Genomic DNA, 17,129 nt, shown 5'->3' with positions numbered 1-17,129 from the left:
GCTTGAGGTTTTCAGCCCTTGGCCCTCAGCCCTCAGCCCGCCTTTTGCATGCAACCCATCGATCTCCTGCTCGAACCGCGCTGGCTGGTTCCGGTCGAACCGCACGGCGTGGTGCTGGAAGGCCACGCGGTCGCCGTCGACGGCGAGCGCATCCTCGCCGTGCTGCCGATCGGGGAAGCCCGCGCGCGTTACGCGCCGCGCGAACACCTGCAGCTGTCCGAGCACGCGCTGATCCCCGGCCTGGTCAACGCGCACGCGCACAATCCGATGACCCTGATGCGCGGGCTCGCCGACGACCTGCCGCTGATGCGCTGGCTGCAGGAGCACATCTGGCCGGCCGAGGCGAAGGCGATCGGGCCGGAGTTCGTGCGCGACGGCATCGAGCTGGCGGTCGCCGAGATGCTGCGCGGCGGCACCACCTGCTGCAACGAGAACTACTTCTTTCCCGACGTGCAGGCCGCGACGTACCGCCGCCTGGGTTTCCGCGCGATGATCGGCCTGCCGATCATCGAATTCCCCAGCGCCTGGGCCGCCACCCGCGACGAGTACTTCGACCGCGCGCTGGCCGTGCACGACGAATTCAAGGGCGAGCCGCTGCTCGGCACCGCCTGGGCGCCGCATGCGCCGTACACCGTCGCCGACGAGAGTTTCGAGCGCATCCGCCTGCTGTCCGACCAGCTCGACCTGCCGGTGCACTTGCACCTGCACGAGACGGCGCACGAGGTCGAGGAGGCCCGGCGCGAGCGCGGCGCGCGCCCGTTCGCGCGCATGCAGGCGCTCGGCCTGGTCAACGACCACCTGATCGCCGTGCACATGACGCAGCTGATCGACGCGGAGATCGCCGCCTGCGCCGACGCCGGCGTTTCGGTCGTGCACTGCCCGGAATCCAACCTCAAGCTCGCCTCCGGCTTCTGCCCCGCCGAGAAGCTGCGCCGCGCCGGCGTCACCGTGGCGATCGGCACGGACGGCGCGGCCAGCAACAACGACCTGGACATGTTCGGCGAGCTGCGCACGGCGGCGCTGCTGGCCAAGGCGGTGGCGGGCGACGCCGCCGCGTTCGACGCCGCCAGCACGCTGCGCGCCGCCACCCTGAGCGGCGCGCGGGCGCTCGGCTGGGAGTCGCGCATCGGCTCGATCGAGCCCGGCAAGCAGGCCGACCTCGTCGCGGTGCGCCTGGACGCGATCGAGGCGCAGCCGATGTACCACGTGATTTCGCAGCTCGTGTACGCGACCGGGCGCAACCAGGTCAGCGACGTCTGGATCGCCGGCCGGCGCAAACTGCACGAGCGCGCCCTGACCGACCTCGACGTCGCCGAACTGCGCGGCAAGGCGCAGCGCTGGCGCGAGCGCATCGCGGAAGCCTGATGCGCGTCGTCTGCGCCACGCTCCGGATCGTCGTCGCGGTCGCCGCGAGCCGGTCGCCGCAGCGGCGAAGCGGGAGAAAGCGCGCGAGCGCGAGTGACAGGACCTGGGAGCCGTGCCGATGAACGCCGTCAATGTCGATCGCGCCGAAACCGCCAAGTTCGATCGCCTGGCCTCGCGCTGGTGGGATCCGGACGGCGAATCGCGCCCGCTGCACGATCTCAATCCCGTACGCCTGGGCTACGTCGCCGAACGCGCTGCGCTGAAAGGCGCGCGCGCGCTCGACGTCGGCTGCGGCGGCGGCCTGCTCAGCGAGGCGTTGGCGCGTGCCGGCGCCGCGGTGACCGCGATCGATCTCGCCTCCGGCGTGCTCGACGTCGCGCGCCTGCACCTGCACGAGAGCGGCTTGTCGGTCGACTACCGCGAAATCAGCGTCGAGGCGCTGGCGGAGGAATCGCCGGCGGAGTTCGATGTCGTCACCTGCATGGAAATGCTCGAGCACGTGCCCGATCCGGCCAGCGTTATCCGCGCCTGCGCGACGCTGCTGAAGCCGGGCGGCAGGCTGTTCCTGTCGACGCTGAACCGCACGCCGCTCGCCTTCGGCGCGGCGATCCTCGGCGCCGAACACGTGCTGCGCCTGCTGCCGCGCGGCACGCACCACTACGCGCAATTCATCAAGCCCAGCGAGATGGCCGCCGACCTGCGCGCCGCCGGCCTCGTGCTCGACGGCCTGTCCGGACTCGCCTACAACCCGCTCACGCGCAAGGCCTGGCTGACCGGCAGCGTCGCGGTCAACTATCTCGCCTGCGCCTCCAGGCCGGCATGAGTTTCGCCGCTTCCGCCCCGCGCGCGGTGTTCTTCGACCTCGACGGAACGCTGGTCGATTCCGCGCCGGACCTGGTCGCCGCGGTGGCGGCCCTGTGCGCCGAACTCGGCGCGCCGCCGCCGGACGCGCAGGCCGTGCGGCAGGTGGTCTCGGCCGGCGGCCGCGCGATGCTGCGCAAGGGGCTGCCGGGCGCCGACGACGCGATGATCGACCAGTGGCTGCCGCGCTTCCTCGACCTGTACTCGGTCGCGATGGCGGTGCACACGCGCCTGTACGACGGTATCGCCGAGGTGCTGGCGCAGCTGGAGGAACGCGACATCCCGTGGGGCATCGTCACCAACAAGCCGGGCTGGCTGGCGCGACCGCTGCTGGAGCAGATCGAGATCGGCACGCGCTGTGCGGCGATGGTCAGCGGCGACTGCCTGCCGGTGAAGAAGCCCGATCCGGCGCCGGTGCTGCACGCCTGCGCACTGGCCGGGGTCGAGGCCGACGGCTGCGTCTTCGTCGGCGACGATCTGCGCGACGTGCAGGCCGGTCATGCGGCCGGCATGCGCACGATCGCCGCTGCCTGGGGCTATCTCGACGGCGGCGACCCGCGCAGCTGGGGCGCCGACCAGGTGGTTGCGACGCCGTCCGGCCTGCTCGTGGCACTCGCGCTCGGCTGAACGATGGACGAGGAGAGCGGCACGCCGCTGGCGAGCTTCGAGGCGAAATGGGCGGCGGCGCATCCCGAGTTCGCGCTGGCTCTGACGTTCGTCGCGCCGCAGCGCCGTGACGCCCAGGCCGCATTCGCCTGCCTTTCGTTCGAGCTCGAGCAGGCCGCGTTCGCCACGCGCGACGCGGAGCCGGCCGCGATCAAGCTGCAATGGTGGGCCGAGGAGCTGGTGCGCGCCGGACGCGGCGAGGCGCGCCATCCGCTGACGCAGGTGCTCGCCACTCACGCCGCCTTCGCCGCGGTGGCGCCGGCGCGCTGGTACGCGGCGATCCGCGGTGCGCTGGCGCAGCGCGAGCCGGAACCGGCCGCCGATCGGGAAGTCCTGCTCGCCGGCTACGGTGAACTGTACCGGCCGCTGGCGGACGTGGAGGCGGAACTGTTCGGCGGCGTCGAAGCCTCCGCGCGCGCGCGGATCTCGGCGGTGGCGCGCGCCCTGCGCGAAACCGCCGGCCTGGCCGACAGCCTGCGTGCCGGCCGCCTGCCGCTGCCGCTGGACCTGCTCGCCCGGCATCGGCTTGCGCGCGGCGATCTGGCACAGACCTCGCCTGCCCGTGCGGCCGCACTGCAGCAGTGGGCATCGGCGCTCGCCAGCGAACTCGGGACGATTTCCGCGAAGGCCGCAGGCGTGGTCGGCGCGGCGATGCGCAGCGCCGACCGCTCGCGCGCGCGCCGCGCGGCGCGTGCGGACGAGCCGCTCGCGGCGCTGAACGAGGCGCTCGGAAAACTGCCGCCGGCCGCCGTCTGGGCCGCCTGGCGCGCCGGACGGCGTTCGCGGGCCTGACCGTGTCGCGGCCGCGCGCTGCGCCGGGCATTGAGGATCGGCCACAATGGCCGCAGTTCTGGGCATCGCGCCGCACTCGGGCGCCTGTCCGTCACCGGATTTCCGCATGAACACGAATCGAGACAACACCCAGCGCGCGATGCCCGACGTCGCCACCGAGCGACGCCCGGAACTGGCCGGCGCGCTGGATTGGGTCGGCATGGACGAGATCGAGCTGCCGGTGCTGGTCGCCGGCGCGGACGGCAAGGCGCAGCGGGTCAGCGCGCGCGTCGCCGCGTTCGTGAACCTGCATCGGCCCGAGGCGCGCGGCATCCACATGTCGCGCCTGTACCTGCACCTGGATCGCCATCTCTCGGCCGAGACGCTGACGCCGGCGGCGCTGCGCCGCCTGCTGCGCGATTTCCTCGATTCGCACGAGGGCCTGTCCGACCGTGCGCGCGTGCGCGTGCGCTTCGACCATCTCGTGCGGCGGCCGGCGCTGGCCAGCGGCAACAGCGGCTGGCGTTCGTATCCGGTCGAGATCGCCGCGCATCTGGACGATGCGGGCTTCGCGGCGGAGCTCGGCCTGGAGGTGCAGTACTCCAGCACCTGCCCGGCGTCGGCGGCGCTCTCGCGGCAGCTGATCCAGGAGCAGTTCGCGCGCGATTTCGCCGACGGCGCCGCGCTCGACCGTCAGGCGGTGCTGGCCTGGCTCGGAACGCCGGCCGGCATCGTCGCGACGCCGCACAGCCAGCGCAGCTCGGTGACGCTGCGCGTCAAGCTCGCGGCGGGCTTCGATTTCCCGATCACCGAACTCATCGACCGCGTCGAGCACGCACTGCAGACTCCGGTCCAGACCGCGGTCAAGCGCGAGGACGAACAGGCCTTCGCGCTCGCCAACGGCCAGAACCTGATGTTCTGCGAGGACGCCGCGCGCCGCATCGCGCGCACCCTCGACGCCGACGAACGCATCGCCGATTTCCGGCTGCGCGCGGCGCACTACGAGAGCCTGCATCCGCACGATGCCGTCGCCTATGCGAGCAAGGGCGTGGAAGGCGGTTACGCGCCGGAGGAGTGAGCGCGCAAGACCGTCGCGAACGCATTTGCCGCTCTCCTTCTCCCGCTGGCGGGAGAAGGTGCCGAAGGCGGATGAGGGCAGACGGAACGCAGCGCTTCGATTTCCCTCACCCGCGCCTGCGGCGCAGCGCAGTGAGGGTTCCTTCTGAGAGCGCCCGGTGGCCGCTGAAGAGAGTCCCGGCTTCTCCCGAATGGCCGCCGGGAACTACAGATCCGCGCGGAACTCCAGCCCGACGATGCGCGGGTCGTTGACGAAGGCCGTGCGGTTGTTGAAGTCGATGCCGCCGGTGATGACCTTCTTGTCGGTCAGGTTGCGCGCGTACAGCGCGATCTCGCGCTTGCCCAGGTCCCAGTTGTAGCCGACGCGCAGGCCGCCTTCGAGGAACGGCTTGCTGCGGAATTCCGTCGATTCGTACAGGAAGAAGTTGATCTCGCTGCGGTAGTTCCAGTCGGTGTAGACGAAGAACTCGCCGCCGTCGCCGACCGGAATGCCGTAGCGCGCGGTGATCGTGCCGATCCATTCGGGCGAGTTCGGCAGCGAATTGCCGTTGACCAGGGCGAGGCCGCCGGCGTCGACCGGATCGAGCACGTGGCAGAGCGTGCCGCCGCCGCAGGGCGCCACGCCCAGGCCCTTGTCCTTGAGCCGGGTGTGGTTATAGCTGCCGCCGGCGGTCAGGATGAAGTTCGGCGTGACGAAGGCTTCGAGATCGAATTCCGCGCCGTAGCCCTCGGTGCGCTTGGCGTTGAGCAGGCGCACGATGTTGGTCGCACCGCCGACCGCGGTCAGCTGCTGGTCGCGCATCGTGTAGGAGTAGACGTCCGCGTTGAAGCGCAGGCGCTTGTCGAGCGTGAACACCTTCAGTCCCACTTCGTAGGAGGTGATCGTCTCCGGCTTGACCGTCCAGATGTCGTTGCCGAAGGTGATGCGGCCCTGCACGCTCGGCGCGCGGAAGCCGTTGGCGACGCGCGCGTAGATGTTGACGTCGTCGTTGACCTTGAACGAGGCGGTCAGGTCGCCGCTCCAGCGCGAATCGCTCGGGCTGGACGTCAGCGGGCCGATCGGGCCGGTGAAGCCGAACAGGCGATTGGCCGAGAAGTCGCGCTGGTCATGCGACCAGCGCGCGCCGGCGCGCACGTCGAAGCGGTCGGTGAAGGCGTAGTCGATCGAGCCGAACAGCGCCCAGGCCTTGTTCTTCTGGCGCTGCTGCGCCCAGGTGTCGAGCGCGTGGTCGGCGAAGGTGTTGTAGCTGAAGTTGTTGATCTGAATGTCTTCGTCGAAGTAGTACAGGCCGGTCTGCCACTTCAGCCGTTCGCTCTGGTCGTTGGACAGGCGGAACTCCTGCGTGATCTGCCGATCCTTCGGCAGCGCGTCGGCGGTCTCGGACGGGAACGGGATCTCGCCCGGGCCCATCGGCGGGTGGAACACCGCACCGTAGCCGCCGTCGACGTCGCCCAGGCTGTAGGTGGTCGCGCGCTCCAGGCCGGTGATCGAGGTGAAGCTGAGATCGCCGAAGCGCCACACCAGGCGCAGGTTGCCGCCCCAGGTGAACAGGTGCTGCTTGTTGTTGCCGTCCTGCGCCACCTCGTCGCGCTCGAAGCCGGGCACGAAGGCGTCGTCGCCGTACTGGATCGCGTTGGCGCGGTTGACCATCGCGCTGCCGTCGAGCAGGCGCGCGTGGAGGTTGAACAGCGCGTCGAACTCGTCGCTCGGCTGGTAGCGCGCCTGCAGGCGGATGGCGCGGTCGTTGTAGCCGCCCAGATCGTCCTTCGTGCCCTTGTAGGTGTTGTCGATCCAGCCGTCGCGGTGCTGGCCGAGGAACGAGATGCGCCCGGACCAGGCGCCGCCGAGCGATCCGCCCAGCGCGGCCTCGAGGTTGGCGGTGCCCAGGCTGCCGTAGGAGACGCGCGCGTAGCCGCTGGTCTCCTGCGTCGGGCGCGCCGAATCGAACTTGATCACGCCGGCCGGCGAGTTGCGCCCGAACAGCGTGCCCTGCGGGCCGCGCAGCACTTCCACCTGGTCGAGGTCGAACAGCGGAAAGCCCTTCAGGATCGGGTTCTCCTGCACGATGTCGTCGTACACCATCGACACCGGCTGCGAGGCGTTCAGGTCGAAGTCGCCGTTGCCCAGGCCGCGGATGTAGAAGCGCGGGAATTCGCGCCCGTAGGAGGTTTCGGCGTAGACGCTGGGCAGGCGCGAGGCGAGCTGCAGCACGCCGTCGCCGGACTGGCCGAACGCCTCGAGCTTCTCCGGCGTGACCACGCTGATGGAGATCGGCACCTCCTGCAGGTTCTCGGTGCGCTTCTCGGCGGTCACGGTGATCGTGCCGAGTTCGTTCTTCGCCGGCGCTTCGGCCGCGGCCGGGGCGTCCTGCGCCAGCAGCGGCGGGGCAAACAGCACCGCGGCGAGGGCGGCGGCGAGGCGTGAGGTCGGAAGCCGCGGGCGCGCGGCGCGAACGGACGAATGGACGTTCAAGGCGTGATCCCCGATATGGATGACGGACGTGTCTGCGCACCGCCGTGCCGGCGGCTTCCCCACTGCGGGGCTAATCTGCTGAAGTCGACATCGAAGTGCAACCGGCGCGTCACGCGCCGGACATGAGGATTGCCTGGGTGGTCATGCCCGGCGCGCAGGCCGGGCCGCGCGCCGGGGCGCCGGTCAGCGTGCCGGCTCGAGCAGCAGCAGCGGGTCCAGGCGCACGTCGAACCAGTTCAGGCCCCAGTGCAGATGCGGCCCGGTGGCGCGGCCGGTCTTGCCGACGGCGCCGACCACCTGGCCCTGCGCGATGCGCTCGCCGACCTTCACGTCGATGCGCGACAGGTGCAGGAAATTCGAGCTGACGCCGTGACCGTGGTCGATCAGCAGGGTGCCGCCGGTCAGGTACAGGCCGCCGTCGGCGAAGCTGACGATCCCGGCCGCCGGCGCCTTCACCGGCGTGCCTTCCGGGGCGGCGATGTCCATGCCCGAGTGCGGCGACTTCGGCACGCCCTTGCCGTTCACGACGTAGACGCGCTGGTTGCCGAAGCGGCCGCTGATACGGCCGGTCACCGGCCAGAGGAAGGTCTGCTCGAAATCCGCGCGGTCGTCATCGCGCGCGCGGGCAGCGACCACGCGCGCCTGCTCGCGCTTGATGCGCTCGGCGATTTCCGGCGGCGGTTCGACGGTCTTCGGCGGCACGCCGACGATGCGTTCGACCGGCCAGTCGCGCGGCGTCACCTCGACGGCGACGCGCCGGCGGCTGCCGTCCCGGGCGCGCACCTCGAACGAGACCGGGCCGCGCTCGTCGCGGCCGACGCCGAACACGGCCGCGCCGTCCGGCGTGACGCGCAGCTCGCGGTCGGCGTAGCGTACCTGGCTGCCGGGCGCGACGTGCACGACGACCAGCGATCCCTGCGGCACGCTGGCCGGAGCCTGCACGCCGGAAGCCGGCGCCGCCTGCGCCTGCGGCAGCGCGAACAACGCGGTGGCGAGCACGCTCGAATGCAACCTCCCCGCGCGGCGGGACTTCGCCCGCGTCGCTCGGCTCACCGGGCGAACTCCAGCCGCTGGCCGCGCACGGCGTCGTCGAGGCGCCCGTCGAGCCAGACCGGCTGCCCGTTGACGAAGGTCGCCGCGATGCTGGAGCGGAACGTGTAGCCCTCGAACGGCGACCAGCCGCACTTGGAGAGCACCTCGTCCGCGGTGACCGTGTGCGGCTTGCGCGGATCGACCAGGACGAGGTCGGCGTGATAGCCCTCGCGCAGGTAGCCGCGCTCGCGCACATCGAACAGCGTGGCCGGCGCGTGCGTGACGGCTTCGACCGCGCGCTCCAGCGTCAGGTGGCCGTCGAACACGCGTTCCAGCGCGCACTGCAGTGCGTACTGCACCAGCGGCAGGCCGGACGGCGCGCGCACGTAGGGCTCGGCCTTCTCGGCGGCCAGGTGCGGGGCGTGATCGGTCGCCAGCACGTCGATGCGCCCCTCGGCCAGCGCGCGCGTGATCGCCTCGCGGTCGGCCGCGGTCTTGATCGCCGGGTTGCACTTGATGCGGTGGCCCAGCCGCGCGTAGTCGGCGTCGGAGAAATGCAGGAAGTGCACGCAGGTCTCGGCGGTGATGCGCTTGCCGGCCAGCGGACCGGGCTCGAACAGCGCGCATTCGTCGGCGGTGGAGATGTGCAGCACGTGCAGGCGCGTGCCGTGCTTGCTCGCCAGCGAAATCGCCAGCCGGGTCGATTTGATGCACGCCTCGCGCGAGCGGATCAGCGGGTGCTGTTCCGGCGGAATGTCCTCGCCCCAGCGCGCCTTCGCCACCTCCTCGTTGGCGAGGATCATCGGCGTGTCCTCGCAATGCGTGATGATCGGCGTCGGCGCGTCGCGGAAGATCGCGTCGAGGATGGCCGGATCGTCGACCAGCATGTTGCCGGTGGAGGCGCCCATGAACACCTTGATGCCGGGCGCGCTGCGCGGATCCAGGGTGCGGATCTCCTCGAGGTTGTCGTTGGTGGCGCCGAGGTAGAACGCGTAGTTCACGCGCGAGACCTGCGCGGCGCGCGCGTACTTGGCCTCGAGCGCCTCGCGGTTGGTCGCCGGCGGCCTGGTGTTGGGCATCTCCATGTAGCTGGTGATGCCGCCGGCGGCGCAGGCGCGCGATTCGCTCTCGATGTCGGCCTTGTGCGTCAGCCCCGGCTCGCGGAAGTGCACCTGGTCGTCGATCATGCCGGGCAGCAGCCAGCGGCCGGCGGCGTCGACGATGCGCTCGTTGCCCATCGAGGTCAGGTCGCCGCCGATGTGCTCGATGCGGCCGTTGCGCAGGCGCACGTCGGCGTGGAAGCGGCGGCCCTCGTTGACGAGCTCGGCGTTGATGATCAGGCAGTCATTCATGCGGGGATTCTTCCTGGGTGACGGGGGCGTGCGAAGGCCAGAGACGGAATTCGTGCGGCACCGGATCGTGGCCGCCGGCGCACAGCGGCTGGCAGTGCGCGATGCGGTGCAGGCCGAGCCAGCTGCCGCGCAGCGTGCCGAAACGCGCGATCGCCACGCGTGCGTAGTCCGAGCAGCTCGGGTGGAAACGGCAGCGCGAGCCGAACAGGGGGCTCAGCCAGCGCTTGTAACATCGGATCAGGACAATGATCGGCCGCGACATCTTGGACCTGCGGTCAGGGTGCGCACGGCTCGCGCCGGGAGCGGTTTGCACGCGGCACGACCGTGCGCGGTGCGGGGGCCGGTTCCCGCCGCCGTGGCGGGCGCCCAACTCCGCGTCGCGACAAGGAGTTTTCGGCGGTTGCCGGGGGTGGGGAACTAGGCTATAACACGCGACCGCCGAGTCACAAGATGGGCTTAGGAATGGCGAAGAGCAAAGCAAAACCGGCCGCTCGCGCGAAAGCGGCGAAGGCGCCGGCGAAAGCCAAGAAGGTGACGCGCGTCGCCGCCAGCGCGGCTCGCAAGCCTCCGTCCAAGGCGAGCGCGAAGAAACCCGTCGCGAAAGCCAAGCCGCCCGCAAAGCCCGCGAAGAAGCCGCTCAAGACCGCGCCGGCACGCAAGCCTGCGACCAAGCCCGCCGCCGCCGTCGTCAAGAAGACCGCCGCCGGCAGGGCAGCACCGGCGAAGCCGGCCAAGCCCGTCAAGGCGGCCAAGCCGGCGCCGGCCCCGGCACCGGTCAAGACCAAGGCGGTCGCCGCGCCACCGGCGAAGCCCAATCCGTCCACCCGCAAAGCAAACGAAGCACCCGGAAAATTCGTGACTACCAGCAAGCCAGAAACCAATACCGCAGCCAAGGGCGCCAAGGCGCGCGCGACGCCGCCGCCGCCGACCGCGGACAATGGCGTGACCATGCAGGACGGCCGCTACGCGCTGCCGACCACGGTGACCATCGATCTCCCCGCCGGCTACAAGCCGAACGCGAAAGAGGAGTACATGAGCCCGCGCCAGCTGCAGTACTTCCGCAGCAAGCTGTCCAAGTGGCGCGAGGAACTCGTCGAGGAGAGCCGCCAGACCATCGAGAGCCTGCGCGACGAAGTGCGCGACGTCGGCGACGAAGCCGAGCGCGCCACGCGCGAGACGGAGAATTCGCTCGAGCTGCGCACGCGTGACCGCTACCGCAAGCTGATCGCCAAGATCGACAAGGCGCTCAAGCGCATCGAGGAAGGCCGCTACGGCTTCTGCGAGGAAACCGACGAGGAAATCGGCATCGACCGCCTCGAAGCGCGTCCGATCGCGACCCTGAGCCTCGACGCGCAGGAACGCTGGGAGCATCGCCAGAAGCAGATGGGCGATTGATCCGAGCAAGGTCGAGGGCCGAGGGCCGAGGGCTGAACAGCCGAGGTCGCGCAGCTCGACTCGGCCTTCTTCGAGCCCGACGAGCATGAGCCCTCAGCCCTCAGCCCTCAGCCCTCGCGCCACGCGCAGGTACTTCGGCACCGACGGTATCCGCGGCCGCGTCGGCGAGTGGCCGATCACGGCCGAGTTCATGCTCAAGCTCGGCCGCGCGGTCGGTGCGGTGCTGGCGCGCCGCGGCGGCGCGGTCAGCGTGGTGATCGGCAAGGACACGCGCGTGTCGGGCTACATGTTCGAGTCCGCGCTGGAGGCCGGCCTGGTCTCGGCGGGCGCCGGGGTCAGCCTGCTCGGGCCGATGCCGACGCCGGCGGTGGCCTACCTGACGCGCTCGCTGCGCGCCAGCGCCGGCATCGTCATCAGCGCCTCGCACAATCCGCATCACGACAACGGCATCAAGTTCTTCTCCGCGCAGGGCGAGAAGCTCGACGACGCGCTCGAGCAGGAGATCGAGGCCGAACTCGACGCACCGTTCACCACGGTCGCCTCGGAGGCGATCGGCAAGGTCGTGCGCGTGCGCGACGCGGCCTCGCGCTACGCCGAGTTCTGCAAGTCCACCGTGCCCGATTCGCTCGATCTGCACGGCCTGTCGATCGTGCTCGACTGCGCGCACGGCGCGACCTACCAGATCGCGCCGACCGTGTTCGCCGAGCTGGGCGCCAGGGTCTCGGCCATCGGCGTGCAGCCGGACGGCCTGAACATCAACCGCGACTGCGGTTCGACCCATCCGCGCGCGCTGGCGCAGGCGGTGGTCGCCGCCGGCGCCGACCTCGGCATCGCCTTCGACGGCGACGGCGACCGCGTGCAGATGGTCGATCGCGAGGGAACGCTGGTCGACGGCGACCAGCTGCTCTACGTGCTCGCCACCGACTGGCACGCCGGCGGCCGCCTGCGCGGACCGCTGGTCGGCACGCTGATGAGCAATTACGGCCTCGAGCGCGCGATGCGCGAACTCGGCGTGCCGTTCCTGCGCGCCAACGTCGGCGACCGCTACGTGCTGCAGCTGCTCAAGCAGCACGGCGGCGTGCTCGGCGGCGAGACCTCCGGCCACATCCTCACGCTCGACCGCGCGAGCAGCGGCGACGCCATCATCAGCGCGCTGCAGGTGCTCGACGTGCTGATGCGCACGCGCCGGCGGCTCGACGAGGCGGTCGCCGGCATGCGCAAGGTCGCGCAGACGACGGTCAACGTCCGCGTCTCCGGCGGCGCCGCCGCGCTGGTGGGGCACGCCGACGTGCAGCGCGTGTTCGAGCGCGTGCGTGCCGAACTGGAAGGGCAGGGACGCGTCGTGCTGCGGCCGTCCGGCACCGAGCCGCTGGTGCGCGTCACGGTCGAGGCCGGCGATGCAGGGCTGGTCGCGCGCCTCGCCGACGAACTCGCCGAGGCCGTAAAATCGGCCGCTTCCCAGGCCCCGACGTGACGCCATGACCGCACGCATCCCGACGCTCGACATCCGCCGCTACGTCGATCCGTCCAGCGGCGGCGACCGTGACGCGTTCGTCGCCGAACTGGGCGCCGCCTACCGCGAATGGGGCTTCGCCGGCATCCGCGGCCACGGCATCGCGCAGGAGCGCATCGACGCCGCCTACGACGTCTTCCGGCGCTTCTTCGCGCTGCCGGCCGAGACCAAGCTGAAGTACCACGTCAAGGGCGGCGGCGGCGCGCGCGGCTACACGCCGTTCGGCGTGGAGACGGCGAAGGATTCGAAATACCCGGACCTGAAGGAGTTCTGGCACGTCGGCCGCGAGATCGCGCGCGATTCGGTCTACGCCGACGTGATGGCGCCGAACCTGTGGCCGGACGAGGTGCCGGGCTTCCGCGAGCACGGCTACGGCCTGTTCGAGGCGCTCGACGCGCTCGGCTCGCGCGTGCTGCGCGCGCTCGCGCTGCACATCGACCTGCCCGAGACGTACTTCGACGACAAGACCCACTTCGGCAACTCGATCCTGCGCCCGATCCACTATCCGCCGATCACCTCGCCGGAAATCCCGAACGTGCGCGCCGGCGCGCACGAGGACATCAACCTCATCACCCTGCTGGTCGGCGCCAGCGCGCAGGGCCTGGAAGTGCTCTCGCGCAAGGGCGAATGGGTGCCGTTCACCGCCGACGCCGACACCATCGTCGTCAACATCGGCGACATGCTGCAGCGGCTGACCAACCACGTCTATCCGTCGACGACGCACCGCGTGACCAATCCGCCCGGCGAGGCCGCGCGCCAGCCGCGCTACTCGGTGCCGTTCTTCCTGCATCCCAATCCGGACTTCGTCATCGACGTGCTGCCTTCCTGCGTCGACGCAGACAACCCCAGCCGCTATCCGCAGCCGATCACCGCGCACGAGTACCTGCAGGAACGCCTGCGCGAGATCAAGCTCATCTGATGGCCGCGCCGGCTTTCGGCGACTGGCTCGGAGAGCACTGGTGACTGCCGTGGGCGCCGTTCGCCGTTTCGGCGCTCGTCGCGTACCGCCTGCGCCGCGACGGCGGCGAGGCAAGCCTGCCGCGGCGGATCGTGTCTGCCTTGTTTTCCTTCTCCGCGAAGGATCCGCAGCGCCGCGAAGTCACTCCGCTGATGATCGTCCTGGTCTTCAGCGGAGGGGTTCTGGTCGCGGCCGCCGCCGGCCTGGTCGCGCGGCCCGGTCCTTGAGGGCATCGCCGCCGGGAGTGTCGGATCCGGCGCGGCGCGCGGTGGGCAGCTCGGCGCGGATGCGCTCGCGCAGATGTGCTGTGCCGCGTTCGCTCAGTTCGCGCAGCACGGCGCGATCGGCCGCGGCGAATCCGGCGTGCCGGCCGCAGTGTTCGCGCAGCAGCGAATAGTCCTGCGCCTCGCCCAGCAGCACCGCCACGCGCTTGACGTAGTCCGGTTCCGCCGGGATCGCGATCGAGTCGTCCAGCGCGCGCAGCTGCTGCGACAGCCGGCGCGCGCGGCGGCGCCAGCGATGCCAGTCGAGGTCGCGGCCGCTGGCCTGCGCGCGGGCGGCGGCTTCGTCGACGCGTGCGGCGCTGCGATGCAATGCTTCGCGCACGCCGTCGACGGTCAGCGCGTCCCACGGCAGGGCGGCGAGGGCGGCCTGCAGCACCGCCAGCAGCGCGCGCCGGTCGTGTAGCTGCGGATCGGCGGCGAGCACCGTGCGCGCACGCGCTGCGCGCGCGCCGGCCGCGCTGCGCCGTACGCGCCGCAGCACCGGAGCCAGCCCGGGATCGTCGCCGCGCTTGCGCAGCAGGTGGTCGAGCGTGTCGACCAGGGCGTGGGCGTCGCGCAGCTTCGACAGCTTCGTGTTCACGCCGCGCAGCTCGCGATCGATCAGGGCGGCGCCGGGGCCGAGCGCGGGGCCGCCGAGGGCGAGCGTCGCGCGCGTGCGGCGCAGCGACTTGCGCGCCTGGTGCACGCCGGTGTGGAGGCGCGAGCCGCGCCAGCCGAGGCAGGCGATCGCCCGTGCCAGTTCGGCCGCGGCATAGGTTCGCAGAAGCACGCCCGGAGGCGGGGGAGACGCTGTCTGCGCTGCGCTGTCGCTCGAATCCATACGGACCGATGGCTGCCACGATCGCGGCAGCATAACAGCGTGCCGGCGCCGCGAAGTGCGGCGCCGGCGCGCGACGCGATCAGCCGGCCTTCTTCTTCGCCAGCGCCAGCCAGGTGTCGACCACGGTGTCCGGGTTCAGCGACACCGATTCGATGCCCTGGTCCATCAGCCATTCGGCCAGGTCCGGGTGGTCGCTGGGGCCCTGGCCGCAGATGCCGACGTACTTGCCCTTCTTCTTGGCGGTGGAGATCGCCATCGCCAGCATCTTCTTGACCGCCGGATTGCGCTCGTCGAACAGGTTGGCGACGATCGAGGAGTCGCGATCCAGGCCGAGCGTGAGCTGGGTCAGGTCGTTGGAGCCGATCGAGTAGCCGTCGAAGATGTCGAGGAACTCGTCGGCCAGCAGCGCGTTCGACGGCACCTCGCACATCATGATGATCTTCAGCCCGTCCTTGCCCTGCTCGAGGCCGTGCTTCTTCAGCACCTCGACCACCTTGCGGCCTTCCTCCAGCGTGCGCACGAACGGGATCATGACCCAGGCGTTGGTCAGGCCCATCGTCTCGCGCACCTTCTTCATCGCGCGGCATTCCAGCGCGAAGGCGGGCTCGAAGCTCGGATCGACGTAGCGGCTGGCGCCGCGGAAGCCGATCATCGGGTTCTCCTCGTGCGGCTCGTAGCGCTTGCCGCCGATCAGGTTGGCGTATTCGTTGGACTTGAAATCCGACAGGCGCACGATGACCGGATTGGGCGCGAACGCCGCAGTGATCGTGGCGATGCCTTCGGCGAGGCGGTCGACGTAGAAATCGACCGGGCTGGCGTAGCCGGCGATGCGCTCGTCGATCTGGCGGCGCGTCTCGGCGTCCTGCTTGTCATATTCGAGCAGCGCCTTCGGATGCACCGCGATGTGGCTGGCGATGATCATCTCCAGGCGCGCCAGGCCGACGCCGGCGTTGGGCAGCATGGCGAAGTCGAATGCGCGCTCGGGATTGGCCACGTTCATCATGATCTTCAGCGGCGCCGGCGGCATCGCGTCGAGATCGGCGGTGACGCGTTCGAATTCGAGCAGGCCCGCGTAGACGAAGCCGGTGTCGCCCTCGGCGCAGGAGATCGTCACCTCGGTGCCGTCGGGGATCGCGTCCAGCGCGTTGCCGGTGCCGACGATCGCCGGCACGCCCAGCTCGCGCGCGATGATCGCCGCGTGGCAGGTACGGCCGCCGCGGTTGGTCACGATCGCCGCGGCGCGCTTCATCACCGGTTCCCAGTCCGGGTCGGTCATGTCGGCGACCAGCACGTCGCCCGGCTCGACGCGGTTCATGTCCTTGATCGAACGGATCACGCGTGCCTTGCCGGAGCCGATCTTCTGGCCGATCGAGCGGCCCTCGGCGAGCACTTCGCCGCGCGCCTTCAGCTGGAAGCGCTCGATCTGCGTGGCGCGCGCGCGCGACTTCACCGTCTCCGGGCGCGCCTGCACGATGTAGAGCTTGCCGGTGATGCCGTCCTTCGCCCATTCCACGTCCATCGGGCGGCCGTAGTGCTTCTCGATGACCAGCGCCTGCTTGGCCAGCTCGTGCACGTCGGCGTCGGAGAGGCAGAACTTCGCGCGGTCGGCGGCCGGCGTGTCCTCGATACGCACGCGCTCGCCGGGCGTGGAGGAATACACCATGCGCTGCTGCTTGGCGCCGATCTGGCGGCGCAGGATGGCCGGCTTGCCGGCTTGCAGCGTGGGCTTGTAGACGTAGAACTCGTCCGGATTGACCGCGCCCTGCACGACCATTTCGCCCAGGCCGTAGCTGCCGGTGACGAACACCGCGTCGCGGAAGCCCGATTCGGTGTCGAGCGTGAACAGCACGCCGGAGGCGCCGACGTCCGAGCGCACCATCAGCTGCACGCCGGCGGAGAGGAACACGTCCTCGTGCTTGAAGCCGTGGTGCACGCGGTAGGCGATTGCGCGGTCGTTGTAGAGCGAGGCGAACACTTCCTTGACCTTGTGCAGCACGTCCTCGATGCCGGTGACGTTGAGGAAGGTCTCCTGCTGGCCGGCGAACGAGGCGTCGGGCAGGTCTTCGGCGGTGGCCGAGGAACGCACCGCCACGGCGAGGTCGTCGGCGCCGCCGTCCTTGCACAGCTTGGCGTAGGCGGTGCGGATCGCCGCATCGAGTTCGGCGGGCAGGGCGGTGTCGACGATCCAGCCGCGGATCTGCGTGCCGGCGGCGGTCAGTGCGTCGACGTTCTCGACGTCGAGCGTGGACAGGCGCTCCTGGATGCGCGCGGCCAAGCCGCTCTTTTCCAGATAGTCCTGGAACGCCTGTGCGGTGGTGGCGAAGCCGCCGGGCACCGAGACGCCGAGCTGGGCGAGATTGCCGATCATCTCGCCGAGCGAGGCGTTCTTGCCGCCGACCTTGCCGAGATCGGACATGCGCAGGTTGTCGAGCCAAAGGACGAGGTCGCTCAAGGGATGCTCCGGGAAAACGAGAGAGGAGCGCGGCAGCGCCGCGCGAGCCGCCAATTTTCGGGCTTCGCGCGCGCGCGGGCAAGCAAGCCGGCCCGGCGCGGCTGCTATCC

14 protein-coding genes are annotated in these 17,129 nt (G+C 70.6%); 8 read left to right on the top strand and 6 right to left on the bottom strand.

Annotated features, from left to right (window positions below; all coding sequences use genetic code 11):
* Positions 1–48: 48 nt before the first annotated feature.
* From ACFO6Q_RS17960 to folE2, 5 genes are all read left to right on the top strand, one after another.
* Entirely contained in the window at positions 49–1,365 is a 1,317-nt protein-coding gene (locus ACFO6Q_RS17960) for a TRZ/ATZ family hydrolase (protein ID WP_380022501.1), read from the top strand.
* A gap of 118 nt (positions 1,366–1,483) precedes the next feature.
* Positions 1,484–2,188: a bifunctional 2-polyprenyl-6-hydroxyphenol methylase/3-demethylubiquinol 3-O-methyltransferase UbiG gene (ubiG, locus tag ACFO6Q_RS17955; RefSeq protein WP_380022500.1), complete on the top strand. Its 705-nt coding sequence runs from the start codon at positions 1,484–1,486 to the stop codon at positions 2,186–2,188.
* Positions 2,185–2,853: an HAD family hydrolase gene (locus ACFO6Q_RS17950; protein WP_380022499.1), complete on the top strand. Its 669-nt coding sequence runs from the start codon at positions 2,185–2,187 to the stop codon at positions 2,851–2,853. Before ubiG ends, ACFO6Q_RS17950 begins: the two co-directional genes overlap by 4 nt.
* 3 nt (positions 2,854–2,856) lie before the next feature.
* Positions 2,857–3,684, top strand: coding sequence for an isoprenoid biosynthesis enzyme family protein (locus ACFO6Q_RS17945; protein ID WP_380022498.1), 828 nt, complete (start codon positions 2,857–2,859; stop codon positions 3,682–3,684).
* A 106-nt stretch (positions 3,685–3,790) separates the two neighbouring features.
* Entirely contained in the window at positions 3,791–4,741 is a 951-nt protein-coding gene (folE2, locus tag ACFO6Q_RS17940; RefSeq protein ID WP_380022497.1) for a GTP cyclohydrolase FolE2, read from the top strand.
* Positions 4,742–4,945: 204 nt separating this feature from the next.
* On the opposite strand, the gene ACFO6Q_RS17935 is transcribed toward folE2, so the two are convergent.
* The 4 genes from ACFO6Q_RS17935 to yidD form a co-directional block, all read right to left on the bottom strand.
* Entirely contained in the window at positions 4,946–7,213 is a 2,268-nt protein-coding gene (locus ACFO6Q_RS17935; RefSeq protein ID WP_380022496.1) for a TonB-dependent receptor, read from the bottom strand.
* Positions 7,214–7,396: 183 nt separating this feature from the next.
* Complete coding sequence (locus ACFO6Q_RS17930; RefSeq protein WP_380022495.1) at positions 7,397–8,266, bottom strand: M23 family metallopeptidase; 870 nt, start codon at positions 8,264–8,266, stop codon at positions 7,397–7,399.
* On the bottom strand, positions 8,263–9,597 hold the full coding sequence (locus ACFO6Q_RS17925) for a dihydroorotase (RefSeq protein WP_380022494.1): 1,335 nt from the start codon (positions 9,595–9,597) through the stop codon (positions 8,263–8,265). The genes ACFO6Q_RS17930 and ACFO6Q_RS17925 overlap by 4 nt, the downstream gene beginning before the upstream one ends.
* Entirely contained in the window at positions 9,590–9,859 is a 270-nt protein-coding gene (gene yidD / locus ACFO6Q_RS17920) for a membrane protein insertion efficiency factor YidD (protein WP_380022493.1), read from the bottom strand. Before yidD ends, ACFO6Q_RS17925 begins: the two co-directional genes overlap by 8 nt.
* Before the next feature lie 188 nt (positions 9,860–10,047).
* On the opposite strand from yidD, the gene dksA reads away from it, so the two are divergent.
* The 3 genes from dksA (at position 10,048) to ACFO6Q_RS17900 (ending at position 13,424) form a co-directional block, all read left to right on the top strand.
* The gene (gene dksA, locus ACFO6Q_RS20105) at positions 10,048–10,992 is read left to right on the top strand and encodes an RNA polymerase-binding protein DksA (protein WP_465251711.1); all 945 of its coding nucleotides are present in this window, start codon (positions 10,048–10,050) and stop codon (positions 10,990–10,992) included.
* An 85-nt stretch (positions 10,993–11,077) separates the two neighbouring features.
* Positions 11,078–12,466 (top strand): phosphoglucosamine mutase, encoded by a 1,389-nt coding sequence (gene glmM / locus ACFO6Q_RS17905; RefSeq protein ID WP_380022490.1) that lies wholly within the window; start codon positions 11,078–11,080, stop codon positions 12,464–12,466.
* 4 nt (positions 12,467–12,470) lie between these two features.
* Positions 12,471–13,424 (top strand): isopenicillin N synthase family dioxygenase, encoded by a 954-nt coding sequence (locus tag ACFO6Q_RS17900; RefSeq protein ID WP_380022489.1) that lies wholly within the window; start codon positions 12,471–12,473, stop codon positions 13,422–13,424.
* 207 nt (positions 13,425–13,631) lie between these two features.
* On the opposite strand, the gene ACFO6Q_RS17895 is transcribed toward ACFO6Q_RS17900, so the two are convergent.
* Together ACFO6Q_RS17895 and ppsA are read right to left on the bottom strand one after the other, a co-directional pair.
* The gene (locus ACFO6Q_RS17895) at positions 13,632–14,516 is read right to left on the bottom strand and encodes a CHAD domain-containing protein (RefSeq protein WP_380022488.1); all 885 of its coding nucleotides are present in this window, start codon (positions 14,514–14,516) and stop codon (positions 13,632–13,634) included.
* Between the two features lie 130 nt (positions 14,517–14,646).
* Entirely contained in the window at positions 14,647–17,019 is a 2,373-nt protein-coding gene (gene ppsA, locus ACFO6Q_RS17890; RefSeq protein ID WP_380022487.1) for a phosphoenolpyruvate synthase, read from the bottom strand.
* Between the last annotated feature and the right edge of the window lie 110 nt (positions 17,020–17,129).

Source organism: Dokdonella ginsengisoli (assembly GCF_042652785.1).
GTDB classification, from domain to species: Bacteria; Pseudomonadota; Gammaproteobacteria; order Xanthomonadales; family Rhodanobacteraceae; genus Dokdonella_A; species Dokdonella_A ginsengisoli.
Note: the sequence above shows the minus strand (reverse complement) of the source record. Positions and strands in the feature narration are given on the sequence as shown.

What these genes read in the sequence shown, in the direction of transcription:
- ACFO6Q_RS17945 (WP_380022498.1), top strand. Translation starts at nt 2,857, where the DNA reads ATGGACGAGGAGAGCGGCACGCCGCTGGCGAGCTTCGAGGCGAAATGG.
- yidD (WP_380022493.1), bottom strand. Translation starts at nt 9,859, where the DNA reads ATGTCGCGGCCGATCATTGTCCTGATCCGATGTTACAAGCGCTGGCTG.
- ubiG (WP_380022500.1), top strand. Translation starts at nt 1,484, where the DNA reads ATGAACGCCGTCAATGTCGATCGCGCCGAAACCGCCAAGTTCGATCGC.
- dksA (WP_465251711.1), top strand. Translation starts at nt 10,048, where the DNA reads ATGGGCTTAGGAATGGCGAAGAGCAAAGCAAAACCGGCCGCTCGCGCG.
- ACFO6Q_RS17950 (WP_380022499.1), top strand. Translation starts at nt 2,185, where the DNA reads ATGAGTTTCGCCGCTTCCGCCCCGCGCGCGGTGTTCTTCGACCTCGAC.
- ACFO6Q_RS17960 (WP_380022501.1), top strand. Translation starts at nt 49, where the DNA reads ATGCAACCCATCGATCTCCTGCTCGAACCGCGCTGGCTGGTTCCGGTC.
- glmM (WP_380022490.1), top strand. Translation starts at nt 11,078, where the DNA reads ATGAGCCCTCAGCCCTCAGCCCTCAGCCCTCGCGCCACGCGCAGGTAC.
- ACFO6Q_RS17900 (WP_380022489.1), top strand. Translation starts at nt 12,471, where the DNA reads ATGACCGCACGCATCCCGACGCTCGACATCCGCCGCTACGTCGATCCG.
- ACFO6Q_RS17925 (WP_380022494.1), bottom strand. Translation starts at nt 9,597, where the DNA reads ATGAATGACTGCCTGATCATCAACGCCGAGCTCGTCAACGAGGGCCGC.
- folE2 (WP_380022497.1), top strand. Translation starts at nt 3,791, where the DNA reads ATGAACACGAATCGAGACAACACCCAGCGCGCGATGCCCGACGTCGCC.